Annotated in this window: 11 protein-coding genes; 8 read left to right on the top strand and 3 right to left on the bottom strand. The window is 64.9% G+C overall.

Going from position 1 to position 16,986, the window contains the following annotated elements:
- Positions 1-14: 14 nt before the first annotated feature.
- Together JQ591_RS11140 and JQ591_RS11135 are read right to left on the bottom strand one after the other, a co-directional pair.
- Positions 15-1,241, bottom strand: a complete 1,227-nt coding sequence (locus tag JQ591_RS11140; protein WP_211396033.1) for an MFS transporter — start codon at positions 1,239-1,241, stop codon at positions 15-17.
- Positions 1,242-1,303: 62 nt separating this feature from the next.
- On the bottom strand, positions 1,304-2,800 hold the full coding sequence (locus tag JQ591_RS11135) for an amidase (protein WP_211396032.1): 1,497 nt from the start codon (positions 2,798-2,800) through the stop codon (positions 1,304-1,306).
- A 208-nt stretch (positions 2,801-3,008) separates the two neighbouring features.
- Between JQ591_RS11135 and JQ591_RS11130 the strand changes: the two genes are divergently transcribed.
- Complete coding sequence (locus tag JQ591_RS11130; protein ID WP_211396031.1) at positions 3,009-3,692, top strand: helix-turn-helix domain-containing protein; 684 nt, start codon at positions 3,009-3,011, stop codon at positions 3,690-3,692.
- Between the two features lie 66 nt (positions 3,693-3,758).
- Here the strand turns inward: JQ591_RS11130 and JQ591_RS11125 are convergent, their stop codons facing one another.
- A complete protein-coding gene (locus JQ591_RS11125; protein WP_211396030.1) occupies positions 3,759-6,848 on the bottom strand; it encodes an Rne/Rng family ribonuclease in 3,090 nt (1,029 codons plus the stop codon).
- A gap of 704 nt (positions 6,849-7,552) precedes the next feature.
- On the opposite strand from JQ591_RS11125, the gene JQ591_RS11120 reads away from it, so the two are divergent.
- The 7 genes from JQ591_RS11120 (at position 7,553) to JQ591_RS11090 (ending at position 16,947) form a co-directional block, all read left to right on the top strand.
- Positions 7,553-8,845, top strand: coding sequence for an N-acetylmuramoyl-L-alanine amidase (locus tag JQ591_RS11120; protein WP_211396029.1), 1,293 nt, complete (start codon positions 7,553-7,555; stop codon positions 8,843-8,845).
- 242 nt (positions 8,846-9,087) lie between these two features.
- Complete coding sequence (locus JQ591_RS11115) at positions 9,088-11,589, top strand: penicillin-binding protein 1A (protein ID WP_211396028.1); 2,502 nt, start codon at positions 9,088-9,090, stop codon at positions 11,587-11,589.
- A 109-nt stretch (positions 11,590-11,698) separates the two neighbouring features.
- Positions 11,699-12,830 (top strand): peptide chain release factor 2 gene (gene prfB / locus JQ591_RS11110; protein WP_211396027.1). Its coding sequence is split into 2 segments (ribosomal slippage): positions 11,699-11,767 and positions 11,769-12,830, totalling 1,131 coding nucleotides; the frame shifts between segments, so codons are not numbered across the junction.
- Positions 12,830-13,711, top strand: coding sequence for an NAD(P)-dependent oxidoreductase (locus tag JQ591_RS11105; RefSeq protein WP_211396026.1), 882 nt, complete (start codon positions 12,830-12,832; stop codon positions 13,709-13,711). The genes prfB and JQ591_RS11105 overlap by 1 nt, the downstream gene beginning before the upstream one ends.
- Positions 13,712-13,725: 14 nt before the next feature.
- Positions 13,726-14,601, top strand: coding sequence for a DMT family transporter (locus tag JQ591_RS11100; protein WP_211396025.1), 876 nt, complete (start codon positions 13,726-13,728; stop codon positions 14,599-14,601).
- 79 nt (positions 14,602-14,680) lie between these two features.
- On the top strand, positions 14,681-15,592 hold the full coding sequence (locus JQ591_RS11095) for a DMT family transporter (protein ID WP_211396024.1): 912 nt from the start codon (positions 14,681-14,683) through the stop codon (positions 15,590-15,592).
- Between the two features lie 107 nt (positions 15,593-15,699).
- Entirely contained in the window at positions 15,700-16,947 is a 1,248-nt protein-coding gene (locus JQ591_RS11090; protein WP_211396023.1) for an ABC transporter substrate-binding protein, read from the top strand.
- Positions 16,948-16,986 lie beyond the last annotated feature (39 nt).

Here is a 16,986-nt window from a genome sequence, read left to right as displayed (position 1 = left end):
AAGAGATTCTCCTGTCAGGCCGTCTGCGGGGCGAGCTTCGGCTCGGCCGTGTTTATGGTCGCGGCGACCACGACGGACAACGCCGTCATCGCCACGAGGAAGCCGAAGGCGGCATCGAACGATCCGGTTCCGGTCACGATGAAGCCGATGGCGACGGGTGCGACGAAGCCCGCGCTCTGGCCGCCGAGATTGACCATGCCGATCCCGGATCCGATCTGGTCGTCGCGGAGCAGCTTGGTCGGAAGCGCAATCACCGAGGCCAGCACGAAGGATTTGAAGAAATAGACCACCGATTGGTAGGTGATCAGCATCGCGATCGTCTCCGCCTTGTACATGGCGTAGAGGAAGATGCCGGTCAATGCGGAGGCGCCGATCAGGAGATATTTTTCGCGCTCGGCGAAGAACGTCGTCATCACCCAGCCGCCGATCGCGGTCGCGATCGTCGCCATCACGAACGGGATCGGCGCCAACACGCCGACGGTCTTGAGGTCGAGCCCGCGCTGCTGGAGCAGATAGAGCGGCATCCAGGAATCCAGGCCCTTGTTGACGCAGCTGAGGCCGAACCACACCACCATCAGCTGCCACAACAGCGGGTTCTTCATGAGCTCGCGCATCGGCGCACGGTTCTCGGCCTTCGTCTCCGATGGGGTCGTTTCGTTCGTGCCCGGACGGCCCAGATACGGGACGAAGACGAAATAGGCCACAGCGAAGACGATGCCCGCGATGCCGATCGTGTTGAAGGCATGGCGCCAGCCGAGCCAGAGGATCAACGGCGCCATGATCAGCGGCGCGACCATGCTGCCGGCATAGTTGGAAGACAGCAGCAGCGCCGACATCTTCGGCCGGCTGTCCTTCTTGAACACCTCCGCGACGGCGCGGATGCTCGCCGGCGGGAAACCGCCCTCGGCGATGCCGAAGATGAAGCGGATCGCGATCAGCGAGGTGAGCGACCAGGCAAGACTCGTGAATGCCGTGAACAGCGACCACATCACGATGGTGATGATCACCACATATTTCGAGCCGAAGCGGTCGGAGAGCCATCCGCCCGGCACCTGCATCGCGGCGTAACCCAGGAAGAACGCGCTGATGACGATGCCGAGATCCGCGGCCTGGAGGTTGAAGTCCTTGCCGATCTGCGCCAGCGCCAGCGAGATCGCCGCGCGGTCGACATAGGAGATGCAGTAGGCGACGTAGAGCAGGACGAATGCGACGACGCTGGTCTTCCTCGGCAATTCCGTCATGCTCGTCTCCGTTACGCCGGCGGTGCTGCTATCGCTGGTTTTGGGTCATTCCCAAGTTCGGGTCATTCCCAAGTCAGGAAGCCGGGTGCGGCCGACAGCGGCGGCGCCGCGGCAAGCCGCGCCAGATCGGGCGCCGGCCGGCACAATTGCGCGTCGCCGGCGAACGCCGCTTCGAGGCTCGCGGCCACCGAGAGCACGGCGGCGTCGCCGCCACGCCGACCGACGATCTGGAGGCCGAAAGGCAGCCCGGCTTCATCGAGGCCGAGAGGAATGCTGATCGCGGGATGGCCGGGAAGCGTGACGGCATAAGCGAGCGCGAGCCAATGGAAATAGGATTTCGTAGGTATCCCGTCGATTTCCGCGGGATGGGGCTCCGACCACGGCCGCGGGCTGAGCGTGATGGTCGGGCTGACCAGCACGTCGGAGCTTTCGAAGAAGCTTTGCCAGGCGCGATAGATCCGCGTCTGCGTCGTCGCGGCGCGCGCGTGGTCTTCGAGCGTGTAGCCGAGGCCTTCCTCGACATTGGCGCGGACATTGGGCCCGAGCATCTCGGGCTGCTCCTTGTAGTTCTTGCCGTGTGTCGCAAGGAACATGTCTGCGCGCAGCACGGCGAAGGCGTCGTCGGCGCCGGAGCAATCCGGCGTCGCCTCGCGGCATTCGGCGAAGAGTGGTGCAAGCTTGCTCACGCGATGGCGGAATACGCGCCGGATCGCCTGCTCGGTCGGAGCGAAGCCGAAGTCTTCGGTGAAGGCGAGGCGCAGCCTGCCGAGGTCGGCGGGGCGCGGGGTGGCCCAGCGCTCGGCACGCGCGCGCAAGGGCTCGCCGGGCAGCGTATAGGCGAGCGGATCGCGGGCATCGTCGCTCGCCATCACCGACAGCATCAGCGCGGTGTCGGCGACATTGCGCGCCATCGGCCCGTCGGTCGACAAATTGGACCAGCCGAAGGCGCGCTTCTCGCTGGCCACGAGGCCGTAGGACGGACGCATGCCGACTATGCCGGCGAAGCCCGCCGGATTGCGCAACGAGCCGCCGGTGTCCGAGCCCGAGGCGAGCGGGGCCATGCCGCAGGCGAGCGCCACCGCCGAACCGCCGGAGGAGCCGGCCGCCGAGCGCATCGGATCGAACGGATTGCCGGTCGCGCCGAACACAGGGTTGCGGGTGTTGCCGCCGGCCGCCCATTCCGGTGTGTTGGTTTTGCCGAAGATGATGGCGCCAGCCGCGCGCAGCCGCGCGACCGAGCCTTGGTCGGCGAGCGGGACGTTGTCTCTCAGCAACGGGCTGCCATAGGTGGTGCGCAGGCGAGCTGTGTCCTGCGTGTCCTTGATGAGAACGGGCAGTCCGTGGAGGGTGCCATGATCCTCGCCGCGCAGGATGGCGGCCTCGGCCTCCTTGGCAGCGGCGCGAGCGCCAGGCTCGTCCAGCGTCACGACGGCGTTGACGGCAGGATTGACGGCGGCGATCCGCGACAGGCACGAATCCAGCAGCTCGACGGGCGAGATTTCCCGGGCGGCCAAGCGGCGGCGCAGCTCAACGGCGCTGGAATCGCAAAGTTCGGACAATGCCAATCCCTTTCAAATTTTGAAAACGATTTAGCATATCGGAAAGTGGAGGCCGCGCACCAATATTCGTCAGATCCGGCTGTTTCCTGCATAAATGCTGGTACATCTGCCCAAGCGGCGACCAGATGGAGAACCCGAGGTCAATTTACGTCGAAAAGATTAGGTGGATCGGTCAACAATTTTTCTACCGCCGTGATAGCCTTGCCGCATGAGCGAGATCATGACGACGCCGGAGGGCGCCAACTCCCAGCTTGGCCAATGCCTCAAGGCTGCCCGCCAGGCGCGAGGGCTGACGCTCAAGCAGGTGGCGGAGCGGACCGGCATGGCACTGTCGACCCTGTCCAAGGTCGAGAACGGTCTGATGTCGCTGACCTACGACAAGCTGCTCCAGCTCACCTCGGGCTTGAAGATGGAGATCGCCGAGCTGTTCAATCCGGCGCCCCCGCGTCCCGAGCAGAGCCGGCCGGTCACGGCGCGACGGAGCATCAGCCGCGCCGGGCAGGGGCAGGTGATCACGACCGGCTTCTACACCTACACCTATCAATGCACCGATCTGATCGGCAAACGCATGGTGCCGATCCTGGCCGAAGTCCGGGCGCGCTCGCTGGAGGAGTTCGGCCCGCTGCTGCGCCACGCCGGCGAGGAATATTTTGTGGTGACGAGCGGACGCGTTGCCGTCCACACCGAGTTCTACGCGCCGGAGATCCTGGGCGAGGGCGACGGCATCTATCTCGACAGCACCATGGGCCACGCCTACCTCAACGCCGGCGAAGCGCCTTCTGCGACAGGTGTCTGCCTCTGCACCAGCGAGGCGCCCGATCTCTATGATCAGCTGCGCCGGATCGCATCGCGCGACGTGGCGCCGATCGAAGGCGATCCACCGGCACTCTGAAGTCGGCAAAGAGAGCGCGGAACGAAAAACGCCCGGCCAAGGCCGGGCGTTTTTGATTGGGCTTGTTTATTCGCCGCCGCCGAAGCGGCGCGACCACCAGCCGGCGCGACGCGGTGCGGCCGACGTTTCGCTTGCCGCTGCGGGCGCGGGCTCCGGAGCCGGTGCGGGCGGGGCAACCGGCTCGGCCGCCTGTGCAACCGGTGCCGGTTCACTCTGGCTGCTCGACAGGAAGCTCACCTTTTCCCGAACCGTCGAACGGCGTCGTGCGGCCTTGTCGTCAGCATGCTCTTCGTCTGCGGCAGCAGGAGCAGGCTCTGGCTGGGCCGTTGCCTCAATCCGTGTCTCGATCTTTGCCTCGGCGCGCGGCTCACGCTGGGTGACCTGAGGTTCTGAGGTGTGCTCGGCCTGCGCGATCGAGGGCGCAGCCTCGCCGCCGAAACCGTCGAAATCAGCGACTGCGTCGGTCGCTTCCGACGGCGCATTGGCAGCGAGTTCGTCGCCGATGGAGCCGGCGAGACCTTCCTCGCCGGGACCGCGACGGCGGCGTCCACCACGGCGACCACGCCGGCGGCGGCGGTCGGCACTGCCCTGCTGCTCGCCACGGGCTGCCTGTTCCTCGCCTTCCTCGCCCTCGGGCTCGGCCTCTGCATCCTCTTCGCCTTCACCGGCCGCAACAGCCGTCTCGGCAATAGCGGGAGCGCCATCCTCGCGCGTCTCCTCGTCGCGCTGGCCACCGCGACCGCGGCGGCGACGGCGACGCTTGCGGCGCTGGCCGTCCTGCTCGGTAGCGGCGTCGCCTGCGGTCTGCTCCTCGACCAGACCTTCGGTCTCCTCGGTCTCGACCTCGGATTCGGTCTCCGGATCGAACTCCTCGTCGTCATAGGCATCTTCGACCAAGGGCGGCGGGCTTGCGGCCGCCTGCGCCGCCAGCAGAGCCTTGGCGGCTTCCAGCGTATGCACCTGCTCGCCGCGGTCGATGACATAGGCCTGCGGTCCGCTGACGCTTGCGTCGGCGATGACCGCCAACGTGACCTTGAAACCGTTCTCGAGGTCGCGCAGATGGCCGCGCTTGTGGTTCAGCACGTAGAGCGCGACATCGGTGCGGGTGCGGACCACGAGATTGTGGGTCGCGCCCTTCATCAGGATCTCTTCGAGGCCGCGCAGCAACTGGAGCGCAACCGAGGACACCGAGCGCACATGGCCGGTGCCGCCGCAATGCGTGCAGGGATCGGTCGAGGACTCCAGCACGCTGGCGCGGATGCGCTGGCGCGACATCTCGAGCAGGCCGAAATGCGAGATGCGGCCGACCTGGATCCGCGCGCGGTCCTGCCGGAGGCAATCGGACAGCTTGCGTTCGACCGCGCGATTGTTGCGCTTCTCGTCCATGTCGATGAAGTCGATGACGATCAGGCCGGCGAGGTCGCGCAGCCGAAGCTGACGCGCGACCTCTTCGGAGGCCTCGAGATTGGTCTTGAGCGCGGTGTCCTCGATATGATGCTCGCGCGTCGAACGTCCGGAGTTGACGTCGATCGAGACCAGCGCTTCGGTCTGGTTGATCACGATGTAGCCGCCGGAGCGCAGCTGCACGGTCGGCGAGAACATCGCATCCAGCTGGCTTTCGACGCCCATGCGCGAGAACAGCGGCTGGCCGTCGCGATACTGCCTCACCGCGCTCACGTTGGCGGGCATCAGCATCTTCATGAAGTCGCGCGCTTCGCGGTAGCCGGCATCGCCCGCCACCTGGATCTCGTCGATCTCCTTGTTGTAGAGGTCGCGCAGCGAGCGCTTGATCAGCGAGCCTTCCTCGTAGACGAGGGTCGGGGCCTGCGACTTCAGCGTCATGTCGCGCACCGTCTCCCACATCCGGATCAGGTACTCGAAATCGCGCTTGATCTCGGGCTTGGTGCGAGCGGCACCCGCCGTGCGCAGAATGATCCCCATGCCCTCGGGCACGTCGAGATCCTGCACCACTTCCTTCAGGCGCGAACGGTCCTGCGCGCTCGTGATCTTGCGGCTGATGCCGCCGCCGCGCGCGGTGTTCGGCATCAAAACGGCATAGCGGCCGGCGAGCGAGAGGTAGGTCGTCAGCGCCGCGCCCTTGTTGCCGCGCTCTTCCTTGACAACCTGCACCAGCATCACCTGGCGGCGCTTGATGACTTCCTGGATCTTGTATTGGCGGCGCGGACGGAAGGTGCGCTCCGGCACTTCCTCCAGCACATCGTCGCCGCCGACGGATTCAACGACGTCCTCTTCGGCTTCCTCGTCGTCTTCGTCTTCGTCGTCGTCCTCGGCCGTCGCTTCGGATTCGTGATGCGGAGCCTCGGCGCTCTCGCCTGCGGCGTACACGGCGTCGGCAGGTTCAGCGGTCGATGTCACGGCCTCGGCGAGATCGTGGGCGTGTGCTTCGGAGGCAACATCATGCGGCTCGGCAACGGCCTCTGTGGCGAGCGCGGGCTCGGCGCCGATTGCTGCGACAGGCGCCGGTGTCTCGTCGGCATGATCATGGTCGTGATGATCGTGCTCGCCGTGATGACCATGGTCGTCATGATCGTGGGCGTGATGATCGTCACCATGGGCATGATGATGGTCGTCGTGGCCATGCTCTTCGTGGTCATGTCCTTGGCCGTGATCGTGATGATCGTGGCCTTCGTGCTCGCCGTGATGCTCTGCGCCGGCGTGCAGGTGCTCGCCCTCGTGCGAAGCGCCCTCGGGCAGGGCCTCGCCCCGGACCTGCTGGGCCGCGGGATCGGTGCCTTCGACGATGTCGCTGCGGACGCGCTCGCCATGACTACGGCGGCGGGAATTGCGGTGGCGCGAGCGGCGGCGGCCCTGGGAACGGTTCTCGCTCTCTTCCTCGGCCTCGCGATGGGCCTGCTCCTCGGCTTCGATCAGCGCCTGCCGGTCGGCAACCGGGATCTGGTAGTAATCGGGATGGATTTCGCTGAAGGCGAGGAAGCCGTGGCGGTTGCCGCCATATTCGACGAAGGCGGCTTGGAGCGAAGGTTCGACCCGGGTGACCTTGGCGAGGTAGATATTCCCGCGCAGTTGCTTGCGTTGCGCGGTCTCGAAATCAAACTCTTCGACGCGATTGCCGCGGACCACGACGACCCGGGTCTCTTCCGGGTGGGTGGCATCGATCAACATCTTGTTGGGCATGTCTTAACTCTTGGCGGCGGCGGGCGCGATTCACCGTGGGCGCCATCAGCGCTGCCGGGTGACGCGACGGTCCACCTGATTCGGGGGTGAGGGGAAGGCCGAAACGCCGTCTCTCGCGCCTTGCCGAACCGGAAGCCGGAGGACAGAAGCGGCGCGCGGAATTGTCACTCCGCAGCGTCGCGAATGGTCCTTCAGAATTGGTCGGCACAGTCTGGCGCATCAAGCGTCGGCCCGTATGAAACATTGGGCGGCGGGGCCGCCCCTCAATCAGTTGCTGCAGGCCAGGCATGGCGCGAGCGCGCTCGCCTTGGGTATTACGAACCGCTCCCTTGGGATTAAGGGACCGGGTAACGGGTTGCGCCGCTGTCAGAACCGTCCCGGAAACGTGGTGGTAACCGGGGACCGTCCGCCGCCGGGGCTTGCCCCGCTCCACCTCGCTGCCGCGCACCGCGCTGGACTTAGAGGGGAACAGAAAAACGCTGGAATTCCCAAACCTTGAGAGTTCCGGCGCTGCACCGGGAGGCTGAATGCGACACAACCGGAAATATCGGCCGTCAGCATTCCGTACATACGTGGATTGGGCCATCCGTGCAAGGAGCGTCGCACGGCGGTCACAGTCAGCGAGTTTCGCGTGTCTGTCATTAAGGATCGTTTAACCCTGTGGTTCTATTGCGTTAAAGAGGCTGCTCGGAGGCACGGAATCGGTGGCGAGCCGCGCAAATCAAAGGGTCTTGCTGGGATGCGTGCTGCTCTGCGCGGCGGCATTGCCATGTGCTGATTCCTCGCGCCTGAAGGCGGCGGAAAGTCAGCCCCAACCCTCTGTTGCATCAGCAAATTTCCCAACCGCCTCGGGCGCCCGGCTGGCCGGTGACGGCAAGCAGACTCGCTTTATCCTCGACATCGATCAGACCGTTACCTTCCGCGCCGTCACGTTGGCTGACCCGTATCGGGTCGTGGTCGACGTCCCCCAGGTCAATTTTCAACTTCCCGCGGGCACCGGGTCCGGCGGACGGGGACTGGTCAAGGCCTTCCGCTATGGGCTGGTGATGCCCGGCGGCTCCCGAATCGTGTTCGACCTGACGGGCCCAGCCAAGATCGCCAATTCCTACGTGGTGGAGGCTGCCAACGGCCAGCCGGCGCGGCTGGTGCTCGAACTGGAGGAGGTCGAGCGCACCGCCTTCGTACCGTCGCTCGCTCCGGAAAACCGTCCTGAGCTGCGGCCCGCAATTGCCGATCCGCCGCCCGCGACGGTTCCCGCATCCACACACCCTGAAGCCGGGCAGAAGGCCGATGGCCGTGCGGTGGTCGTCATCGATCCCGGCCATGGCGGCATCGACAACGGCACGCAGTCGAGCGGCGAGAGCGAGAAGAATCTGGTGCTGGCCTTTGGCCTGGCGCTGCGCGAACGGCTGGAAAAGACCGGCAAATATCGCGTGGTGATGACGCGGGACGACGACACCTTCATCCCGCTCAACGACCGGGTCAAAGTCGCCCGCGGCCTCAAGGCGGCGTTGTTCGTCTCTATTCATGCCGACGCGCTGCCGCGCGCCGAGGGCGATGCGCAGGGCGCGACCATCTACACGCTGTCCGACAAGGCCTCCGACGCCGAGGCGCAGCGACTGGCGGATGCGGAAAACCGGGCGGACGCCATCGCCGGCTTCAACCTCGCGGAGGAGCCGACCGATGTCGCCGACATCCTGATCGATCTCACCCAGCGGGAAACTCGCACCTTTTCAAGTCGTTTTGCCCGCCTGTTGATGGGCGAAATGAAGTCGACGGTGCGGATGCACAAGCATCCCCTGAAGTCGGCTGGCTTCCGGGTGCTGAAGGCGCCCGACGTGCCGTCGGTCCTGGTCGAGATCGGCTATGTCTCCAACAAGGGCGACCTCGAGCATCTGGTCTCCGAGGGATGGCGGTCGCGTGCCGTGGGCTCGATGGCGCAGGCTATCGACGGGTTCTTGGCCAAGCGGATGGCCACGGCCGGATCGTCGAATTGAGAGGGGATTTTTCGTCCCGCCGCAAAAGCCCTAGTTTGGCCACAGCGGGCGCTTTATAAAAACCCCGCAGGGGGTTCCGGAATCGGCGAGAATCCCGCTCGGCAAGCGTCTTGAGTCCGGCACGGATAGTATTGAGTAAGGCCGGTGAATTCGCGACGTGGGGTTGGCGCCTGTTTGGGTGCCAAGGGCTGATCTTGGGCTGACCATTGGGCTGATCCAGAGTTTGAACGGATAGATAGATAATGCGCTTGCTGGTGCGGTTCATGGGCTTCCTGTTCGCCGCGGGAACGGTGTTGTTCCTTGTCGGTGTCGGTGCCGTCGCAGGCCTGATCTGGCATTTCTCCAAGGACTTGCCGGACTACTCTCAGCTTCAGGATTACGAGCCGCCGGTGATGACCCGCGTGCACGCGACCGATGGCTCGCTGCTCGGCGAATACGCCAAGGAGCGGCGGCTGTATCTGCCGATCCAGGCGGTGCCGAAACTCGTGATCAACGCCTTCCTCGCGGCCGAGGACAAGAATTTCTACGAGCATGGCGGCATCGACTACACCGGCATGGCGCGCGCCGGCGTCGTCTACATCCAGAACTACGGCTCCAACCGCCGTCCGCAGGGCGCCTCCACGATCACCCAGCAGGTCGCCAAGAACTTCCTTCTGACCAACGAGGTCTCCTTCGCCCGCAAGATCAAGGAAGCCTTGCTCGCGATGCGGATCGAGAAGACCTACTCGAAGGACAAGATCCTCGAGCTGTATCTGAACGAAATCTACCTGGGCCTCGGTGCCTACGGCATCGCGGCCGCGTCGCTGGTTTATTTCGACAAGTCGGTGAACGAGCTGACGGTGGCGGAAGCGTCCTACCTCGCGGCGCTGCCGAAGATGCCGGCGACGCTGCATCCGGTGCGTAACCGCGACCGCGCCATCGAGCGCCGCAACTACGTGATCGATCGTCTGGTGGAGAACGGCTGGATCAAGCAGGCCGACGCCGACAAGGCGCGCAAGGAGCCGCTGGCCGTCACTAGCCGTTCCAACGGCGCCCACACCTTCGCCGGCGAATATTTCGCCGAGGAAGTGCGCCGCGACATCTTCGAGCGTTACGGCGAGAAGAAGCTGTACGAGGGCGGTCTTTCCGTCCGCACCACGCTCGATCCCAAGATCCAGGTCATGGCGCGCAAGACCATGGTCTCCGGCCTCGTGAACTATGACGAGCAGCAGGGCTATCGCGGCGCCATGAGCAAGCTCGATATTTCGGGCGATTGGGGCGTGAAGCTCGCCGAGATCAAGTCGCTCTCCGATATCTCGCCGTGGCGCATGGCGGTGGTGCTGGAGACCAGCGACCAGTCCGCGCGGATAGGCTTCCAGCCGAGCCGCGAGCTCGGCGGCGCCATCAGCAAGCAGCGCGAGACCGGCCTCATCACGCTCGATGGCATCAAATGGGCAAGGGCGGCCTCCGGGGCCGCGAAGGGCAGGGCTGCTACGGGTGTGTCGCAGGTGCTCCAGCCCGGCGACGTGATCTATGCCGATCCGCTCTACAAGGACGGCACTGTCGTCGAGGGCCAGTACCGGCTGCGCCAGATCCCCGAAGTGTCCGGCGCGATGGTGGTGATGGACCCCTGGACCGGCCGCGTGCTGGCGATGGTCGGCGGCTTCTCGTTCGACCAGAGCCAGTTCAACCGCGCCACGCAGGCCTATCGGCAGCCCGGTTCGTCGTTCAAGCCGATCGTCTATTCGGCCGCGCTCGACAACGGCTATACGCCCTCGACTGTCGTGCTCGACGCCCCGATCGAAATCGACCAGGGCCAGGGCGCGGGCGTGTGGCGGCCTGAAAACTTCTCCTCGGGCAAGTTCCAGGGGCCGGTGACGCTGCGCAACGCGCTGCGGCAATCGCTCAACACGGTGACGGTGCGCCTCGCCCAGGACATCGGCATGCCCTTGATCGGCGAATATGCCCGCCGCTTCGGCGTCTATGACGAACTGCCGAACTATCTATCCTACGCGCTCGGCGCCGGCGAGACCACGGCGATGCGCATGGTCACGGCCTATTCGATGCTCGCCAATGGCGGCCGCCGGGTGAAGCCGACCCTGATCGACCGCATCCAGGATCGCTACGGCCACACCATCTTCAAGCACGACCAGCGCGAATGCCGTGGCTGCGACGCGCCGGGCGGCTGGAAGAACCAGAACGAGCCGCAGCTGATCGACCGCCGCGAGCAGGTGCTGGATTCCATGACCGCCTATCAGATCACAGAGCTGATGGAAGGCGTGGTCCAGGCCGGTACCGCGACCGTGGTCAAGCAGGTCGGCAAGCCGATCGCCGGCAAGACCGGCACCACCAACGAGGCCAAGGACGCCTGGTTCGTCGGCTTCTCGCCCGACGTCGCCGTCGCCATCTATATGGGCTACGACAAGCCGCGTCCGCTCGGCAAGGGCAACGCCGCGACCGGCGGCCATCTCGCAGCCCCCATCGCGCGCGACTTCCTCCAGCTCGCGCTCGCCGACAAGCCCGCGGTTCCGTTCAAGGTGCCGGCCGGCATCAAGCTCGTGCGCGTCGTCTCCAAAACCGGCATGCGCGCAGGTCCGGGCGAGACCGGCGGAACCATCCTCGAAGCCTTCAAGCCGGGCACGGCGCCGCCGGACAACTACTCGGTCATCGGCGTTGCCGATGCCGACGGCCGCATGCCGGCGTCGCAGCAGCAGCAGCCGGATTCCGGCTTCTTCATGCGGCCGGGCACCGGCGGGCTGTACTAGCGCATAACGCCGACGTTTAATGGGGAGGGCGGTTGCGCTTTGCAGCCGCCGCCGCTACATCGGCCTTGCAATCAGACGCGGGACCAATTCCGCGAGATCAGAGAACGATATGCGCGCCGAAATCGAACGGTTGGTAGAAGAGATCAAGCAGTCTGTCGGGCTGCTGAGGAGGCATCTTTGACGTCGAGAAATCGACGGCGCGCCTCGCTGAGCTGAACAAGCTCGCAGAAGACCCCAACCTCTGGAACGATCCCCAGAAAGCCCAGAAGCTGATGCAGGAGCGCACCTCGCTTGAGGATTCGCTCTCCGGCATCGGCAAGGTCGAGCAGGAGCTCGAAGACGACATCGGCATGATCGAGCTCGGCGAGGCCGAGGGCGATACCGGCGTGGTGACCGAAGCCGAAGCCGCGCTGAAGAACCTCAAGAAGGAAGTCGCCCGGCGCGAGCTCGAGGCGCTGCTGTCGGGCGAGGCCGATAGTTTCGATTCCTATCTTGAAGTGCATGCCGGCGCCGGCGGCACCGAGAGCCAGGACTGGGCGCAGATGCTGTTGCGCATGTACTCGCGCTGGGCCGAAACCCACGGCTTCAAGGTCGAGATGCTGGAAGAGTCCGAGGGCGAAGAGGCCGGCATCAAGTCCGCGACCATCCAGGTCTCCGGCCACAATGCCTATGGCTGGCTGAAGACCGAGGCGGGCGTGCACCGCCTGGTGCGGATCTCGCCATTCGATTCCAACGCGCGGCGGCATACCTCGTTCTCGTCGGTTGCCGTGTTTCCCGTGATTGACGACACCATCAAGATCGACATCAAGGAATCCGACGTCCGCGTCGATACCATGCGCTCCGGCGGTGCCGGCGGCCAGCACGTCAACAAGACCGAGTCCGCGGTACGGCTGACGCATATCCCGACCGGTGTCGCGGTGGTCTGCCAGGCCGGCCGCTCGCAGCACAAGAACAAGGCGCAGGCCTGGGACATGCTGCGTGCACGACTCTACCAGATCGAGCTGAAGCGGCGTGAAGAGAAGGCGGCCGCCGACCAGGCCGCCAAGACCGACATCGGCTGGGGCCACCAGATCCGCTCCTACGTGCTCCAGCCCTACCAAATGGTGAAGGATCTGCGCACGGGTGTGCAGACCTCCGACACATCAGGCGTGCTCGGCGGCGATCTCGACGACTTCATGGCCGCGACCTTGGCGCAGCGCGCGTTCGGCACCACCGGCGCCGACATCGAGGACGTCGATTGATGCCCCGGATCGCCTTCATCGGGCTCGGGCGGATGGGCCATGGCATGGCCGGCCGCTATCTCGATGCCGGCTTTACGGTGACGCTGTGGAATCGCAGCAAGGCCAAGGCGGAAGACCTGATCGCGCGCGGCGCGCAGTGGGCGACCTCGCCTGAGGACGCGGCGATCGACGCCGACGCCGTCGTGACCATGGTCGCCGATGACGAAGCCTCGCGCGCCGTCTGGCTCGGCCCCAAGGGTGCGGCCAAGACCGCGAAGGCCGGCACCATCGCGGTCGAATGCTCCACCGTCTCCTATGACCATGCCCGCGAGATGGGTCGCGAGCTCAACGCGCGCGGGCTGATCTATATCGATTGCCCCGTGACGGGATTGCCGGATGCGGCAGCGAGCGGAAAGCTGACGCTTTTGGTTGGCGCCGATGCGGCCGATCTCGAACGCGCGCGGCCCTATCTTGAACCGATCGGCTCGACCATCCGCCATTTCGGCGCGGTCGGCTCCGGCACGGTTTACAAGCTCATCAACAATCTGATGGGCGCGATCCAGATCGCCGGCCTCGCCGAGGGATTGGCGATCGCCGAGCAGGCGGGGCTCGACATGAATCTGGTGCTGGAATCGATTCTGTCAGGCGTGGCCGCGAGCCCGCAAGTGCAGCGCCACTCCAAGCGCATGGTCGCCCGCGATTTCAGCGGCGCAACGTTCACGGCGGCGCTGCGGCATAAGGATGCCGCCTACGCCGTGAAGCTCGCGGAAAGCCTGCTCGCCGACAAGCCGCTGGTCTCCCGCGCGGCGGTCGAGTCCTATGCGCAGGCCAAGGCGGCCATGCCGGATGACGACGAAGGCAAGATGATCGAGCTGGTGTCGCGGCCGAAGAAGCCGTCCTAGCGGATCACATCGTCATGGGGCAGCCTCGTTCTGAACGCGGTCTCGGCATTGCCCTCGTCATATCAGCCGCGATTGCCTGGAGCACGGCGCCATTCTTCACGCGCCTTCTGCCATTCGATCCCTGGACCATCCTGTTCTGGCGCGGCCTGTTCGCCGGCAGCCTGATCACGGTCTTTCTCGTCCTGATGCAGGGGCGTGGCGCCTTGTGGCAATTGGTCGTGCCGGGGAAGGGCGGCCTGCTGGTCGCGTCGTTGTCCACGCTCGGCATGGTCTCGTTCATTCCCGCACTTCAGATGACGAAGGTCATGAACGTGGCGGTGCTGATCGCAACGCAGCCCTTCGTCGCCGCTGCGCTGGCATGGCTATGGCTCGGTGAGGCCGCGACATGGCGGACGCTGATCGCGAGCCTGATTGCCTTTGCCGGCGTGGCCATCACGGTCGGGGGCGTGCAAGCCGGCGCCGATCTTGGCGGCGTCGCCCTGAGCTGCCTGATGGTGCTCGCCGTCTCCGCCATGACCGTGGCCATCCGGCGCTACCGGCAGACGTCGATGGTGGCGGCAGCCGCACTCTCGAATTTCCTGGGAAGCCTCGTCAGTCTGCCATTTGCCCACGATCTCGCGCATGTGGGCGGAAGCGATCTTCTGACTCTCGCGATGTTCGGCTGCCTCCAGGTCGCGCTCGGCCTGACGCTGTTCGTGCTCGGCTCGCGCTTCTTGCCGTCGAGCCAGTCGTCCCTGATCGCGACGCTGGAGACGCCGCTGATGCCGTTCTGGATTTGGATTGCCTTTCGCGAGATACCTGCTGTCCACGCCCTTGTGGGCGGTGCCCTGGTGATTGGAGCAGTCGTCGCCGATATCGCGCTTGACGCGCGAAGTCGCGATCGATCCTGAAGCTCGCGCTTTGCCGGGAATCGGGTGGCAATTTTGGCCGCACAGTCCTAGCTGGTCGGACCGCTCGCTGTGAGACGCCATGCCTTCGAATGACAACCGGATCGACGCGCGAGACTGGTCGCTGCTCGCTGTGCTGTCGGTCCTCTGGGGCGGCTCGTTCTTTTTCAACGGTGCTGCGTTGCGGGAATTACCGCCGCTCACGCTGGTGTTTTTGCGCGTTGCACTCGGCTCGGCCATTCTGCTGCCGCTGCTCCGTATCCAGGGCATCGGCTTTCCCAAGGGGATGACGGGCTGGAAGCCGTTCGTCGCGATCGGGCTCCTCAACAACGTCATCCCGTTCTCGCTGATCGTAGTCGGCCAGACTTTCATCCCAAGCGGGCTGGCGTCGATCCTGAACGCGACCACGCCGCTGTTCACGGTGATGGTGATGGCGGCGGCAGGCGAAGAGGCCCTACAGCTGCGGCGCGTCGCCGGCGTGGCACTGGGCCTTTCCGGCGTGATCATCCTGCGCGGATGGGGCGTTGAAACGCGGGCAGGGCAAGGGCTCGGCATCCTGCTCTGCCTCGGCGGCGCCTTCAGCTATGGCTTTGCGGCGCTGGCGGCGCGGCGGCTGTTGAAGGATTCGCCGCCGCTGGGGACGGCAGCGTTTCAACTGATGGCTTCCACGGTGATGATGGTCGTCGTCGCCGGCGCAATGGAGCAGCCGTGGCGTCTCGCGATGCCGGGCGTGACGACGTGGCTCGCGGTGCTTGGCCTTGCCGGCTTGTCGACGGCGCTCGCCTATATCGTCTTCTTCCAGATCCTGCGGCGCTCGGGCGCGACCAATGTGATGCTGGTGACGCTGCTCATTCCCGTCACCGCCATTCTTCTGGGATGGCTTGTGCTGGGCGAACCGATCTCCATGCGTGAGATCGCGGGCGCACTTGTCATCGGCAGCGCATTGCTGGTGATTGACGGGCGTCTCATGAACCTGCTGCGGCGCGTCGTTTAAGTTCCAGAGCCGCCGTTTCATCTCACGGAAAATCCTGGCGCTTGCCAGCCGCAAGCGGCCTTGCGACACTCTCCGCAAAACAAGACTATAAAACAGGGGAGAGACCGATGCCGGGTCGTCGCAATAACCTTGCTGCCCTCGCCATGCTTGCTGCCGCCGTGTTGAGCGCAACATCGGGCATGGCGCAGACCCTGGCCCAGAAGAAATACGATCCCGGCGCCACCGACACCGAAATCAAGCTCGGCAACATCATGCCCTATAGCGGGCCGGCATCGTCCTATGGCGTGATCGGCAAGACCGAGGCCGCGTTCTTCAAGATGATCAACGACCAGGGCGGCATCAACGGGCGCAAGATCAACTTCATCAGCTATGACGACGCTTATTCGCCGCCAAAGGCGATCGAGCAGGCGCGCAAGCTGGTCGAGAGCGACGAGGTGTTGCTGATCTTCCAGCCGCTCGGCACGCCCTCGAACTCCGCGATCATGAAATATATGAACGCCAAGAAGGTGCCGCAGCTCTTCGTCGCTTCCGGCGGCACCAAGTTCGGCGACCCCAAGAATTTCCCATGGACGATGGGATTCCAGCCGAACTACCAGAGCGAGGGCCGCATCTACGCAAAATACATTCGCGATCACTTTCCGAATAGCAAGATCGCGGTGTTCTGGCAGAACGACGATGCCGGCAAGGACCAGTTCAAGGGCCTGAAGGACGGGCTCGGCGACAAGGCCGGCATGATCATCGCCGACAAATCCTATGAGGTCAGCGATCCCTCGATCGACTCGCAGATCGTCGCCTTGCATGATTCCGGCGCCGACATCTTCTTCTCCTGGGCTGCGCCAAAGGGGTCCGCGCAGGCGATCCGGAAGGTCGGCGAGCTCGGCTGGAAACCGAAATTCTTCCTGGCCAACACCGCGACCTCGGTCGCCTCGGTGCTCAAGCCCGCCGGGCTCGACTATTCCAAGGACATCATCTCGACCGTCTATCTGAAGGACCCGACCGATCCGACCTGGGACAAGGATCCTGCGGTGATCAAATGGCGCGAGTTCATGGACAAATATTACCCTGACGGCGACAAGGCCAATGCCAACAATATTTACGGCTACGTCCAGGCGGAGGCGATGGCGCAGGTGCTGAAGCAGTGCGGCGACAATCTCACCCGTGACAACGTCATGAAGCAGGCCGCCAGCCTGAAGGATTTTCACACCGACCTGATGCTGCCCGGCATCATGGTGAACACCTCAGCCGACGATTATTTCCCGATCGAGCAGATGCAGCTGATGCGCTTCAACGGGCAGGCCTGGGAGCTGTTCGGCGAGGTCATCACCGGTGAGGTCGGCCACGAGCGCAGTCAGTAGTCAGGGCTGGCCGCTAGAGCGTTTTCCGCCGTAGTGGGC

The organism is Bradyrhizobium canariense (genome assembly GCF_018130465.1).
Taxonomy (GTDB): domain Bacteria; phylum Pseudomonadota; class Alphaproteobacteria; order Rhizobiales; family Xanthobacteraceae; genus Bradyrhizobium; species Bradyrhizobium canariense_C.
The sequence above is the reverse complement of the archived record's forward strand: the minus strand, read 5'-3'. Positions and strand labels throughout refer to the sequence as shown.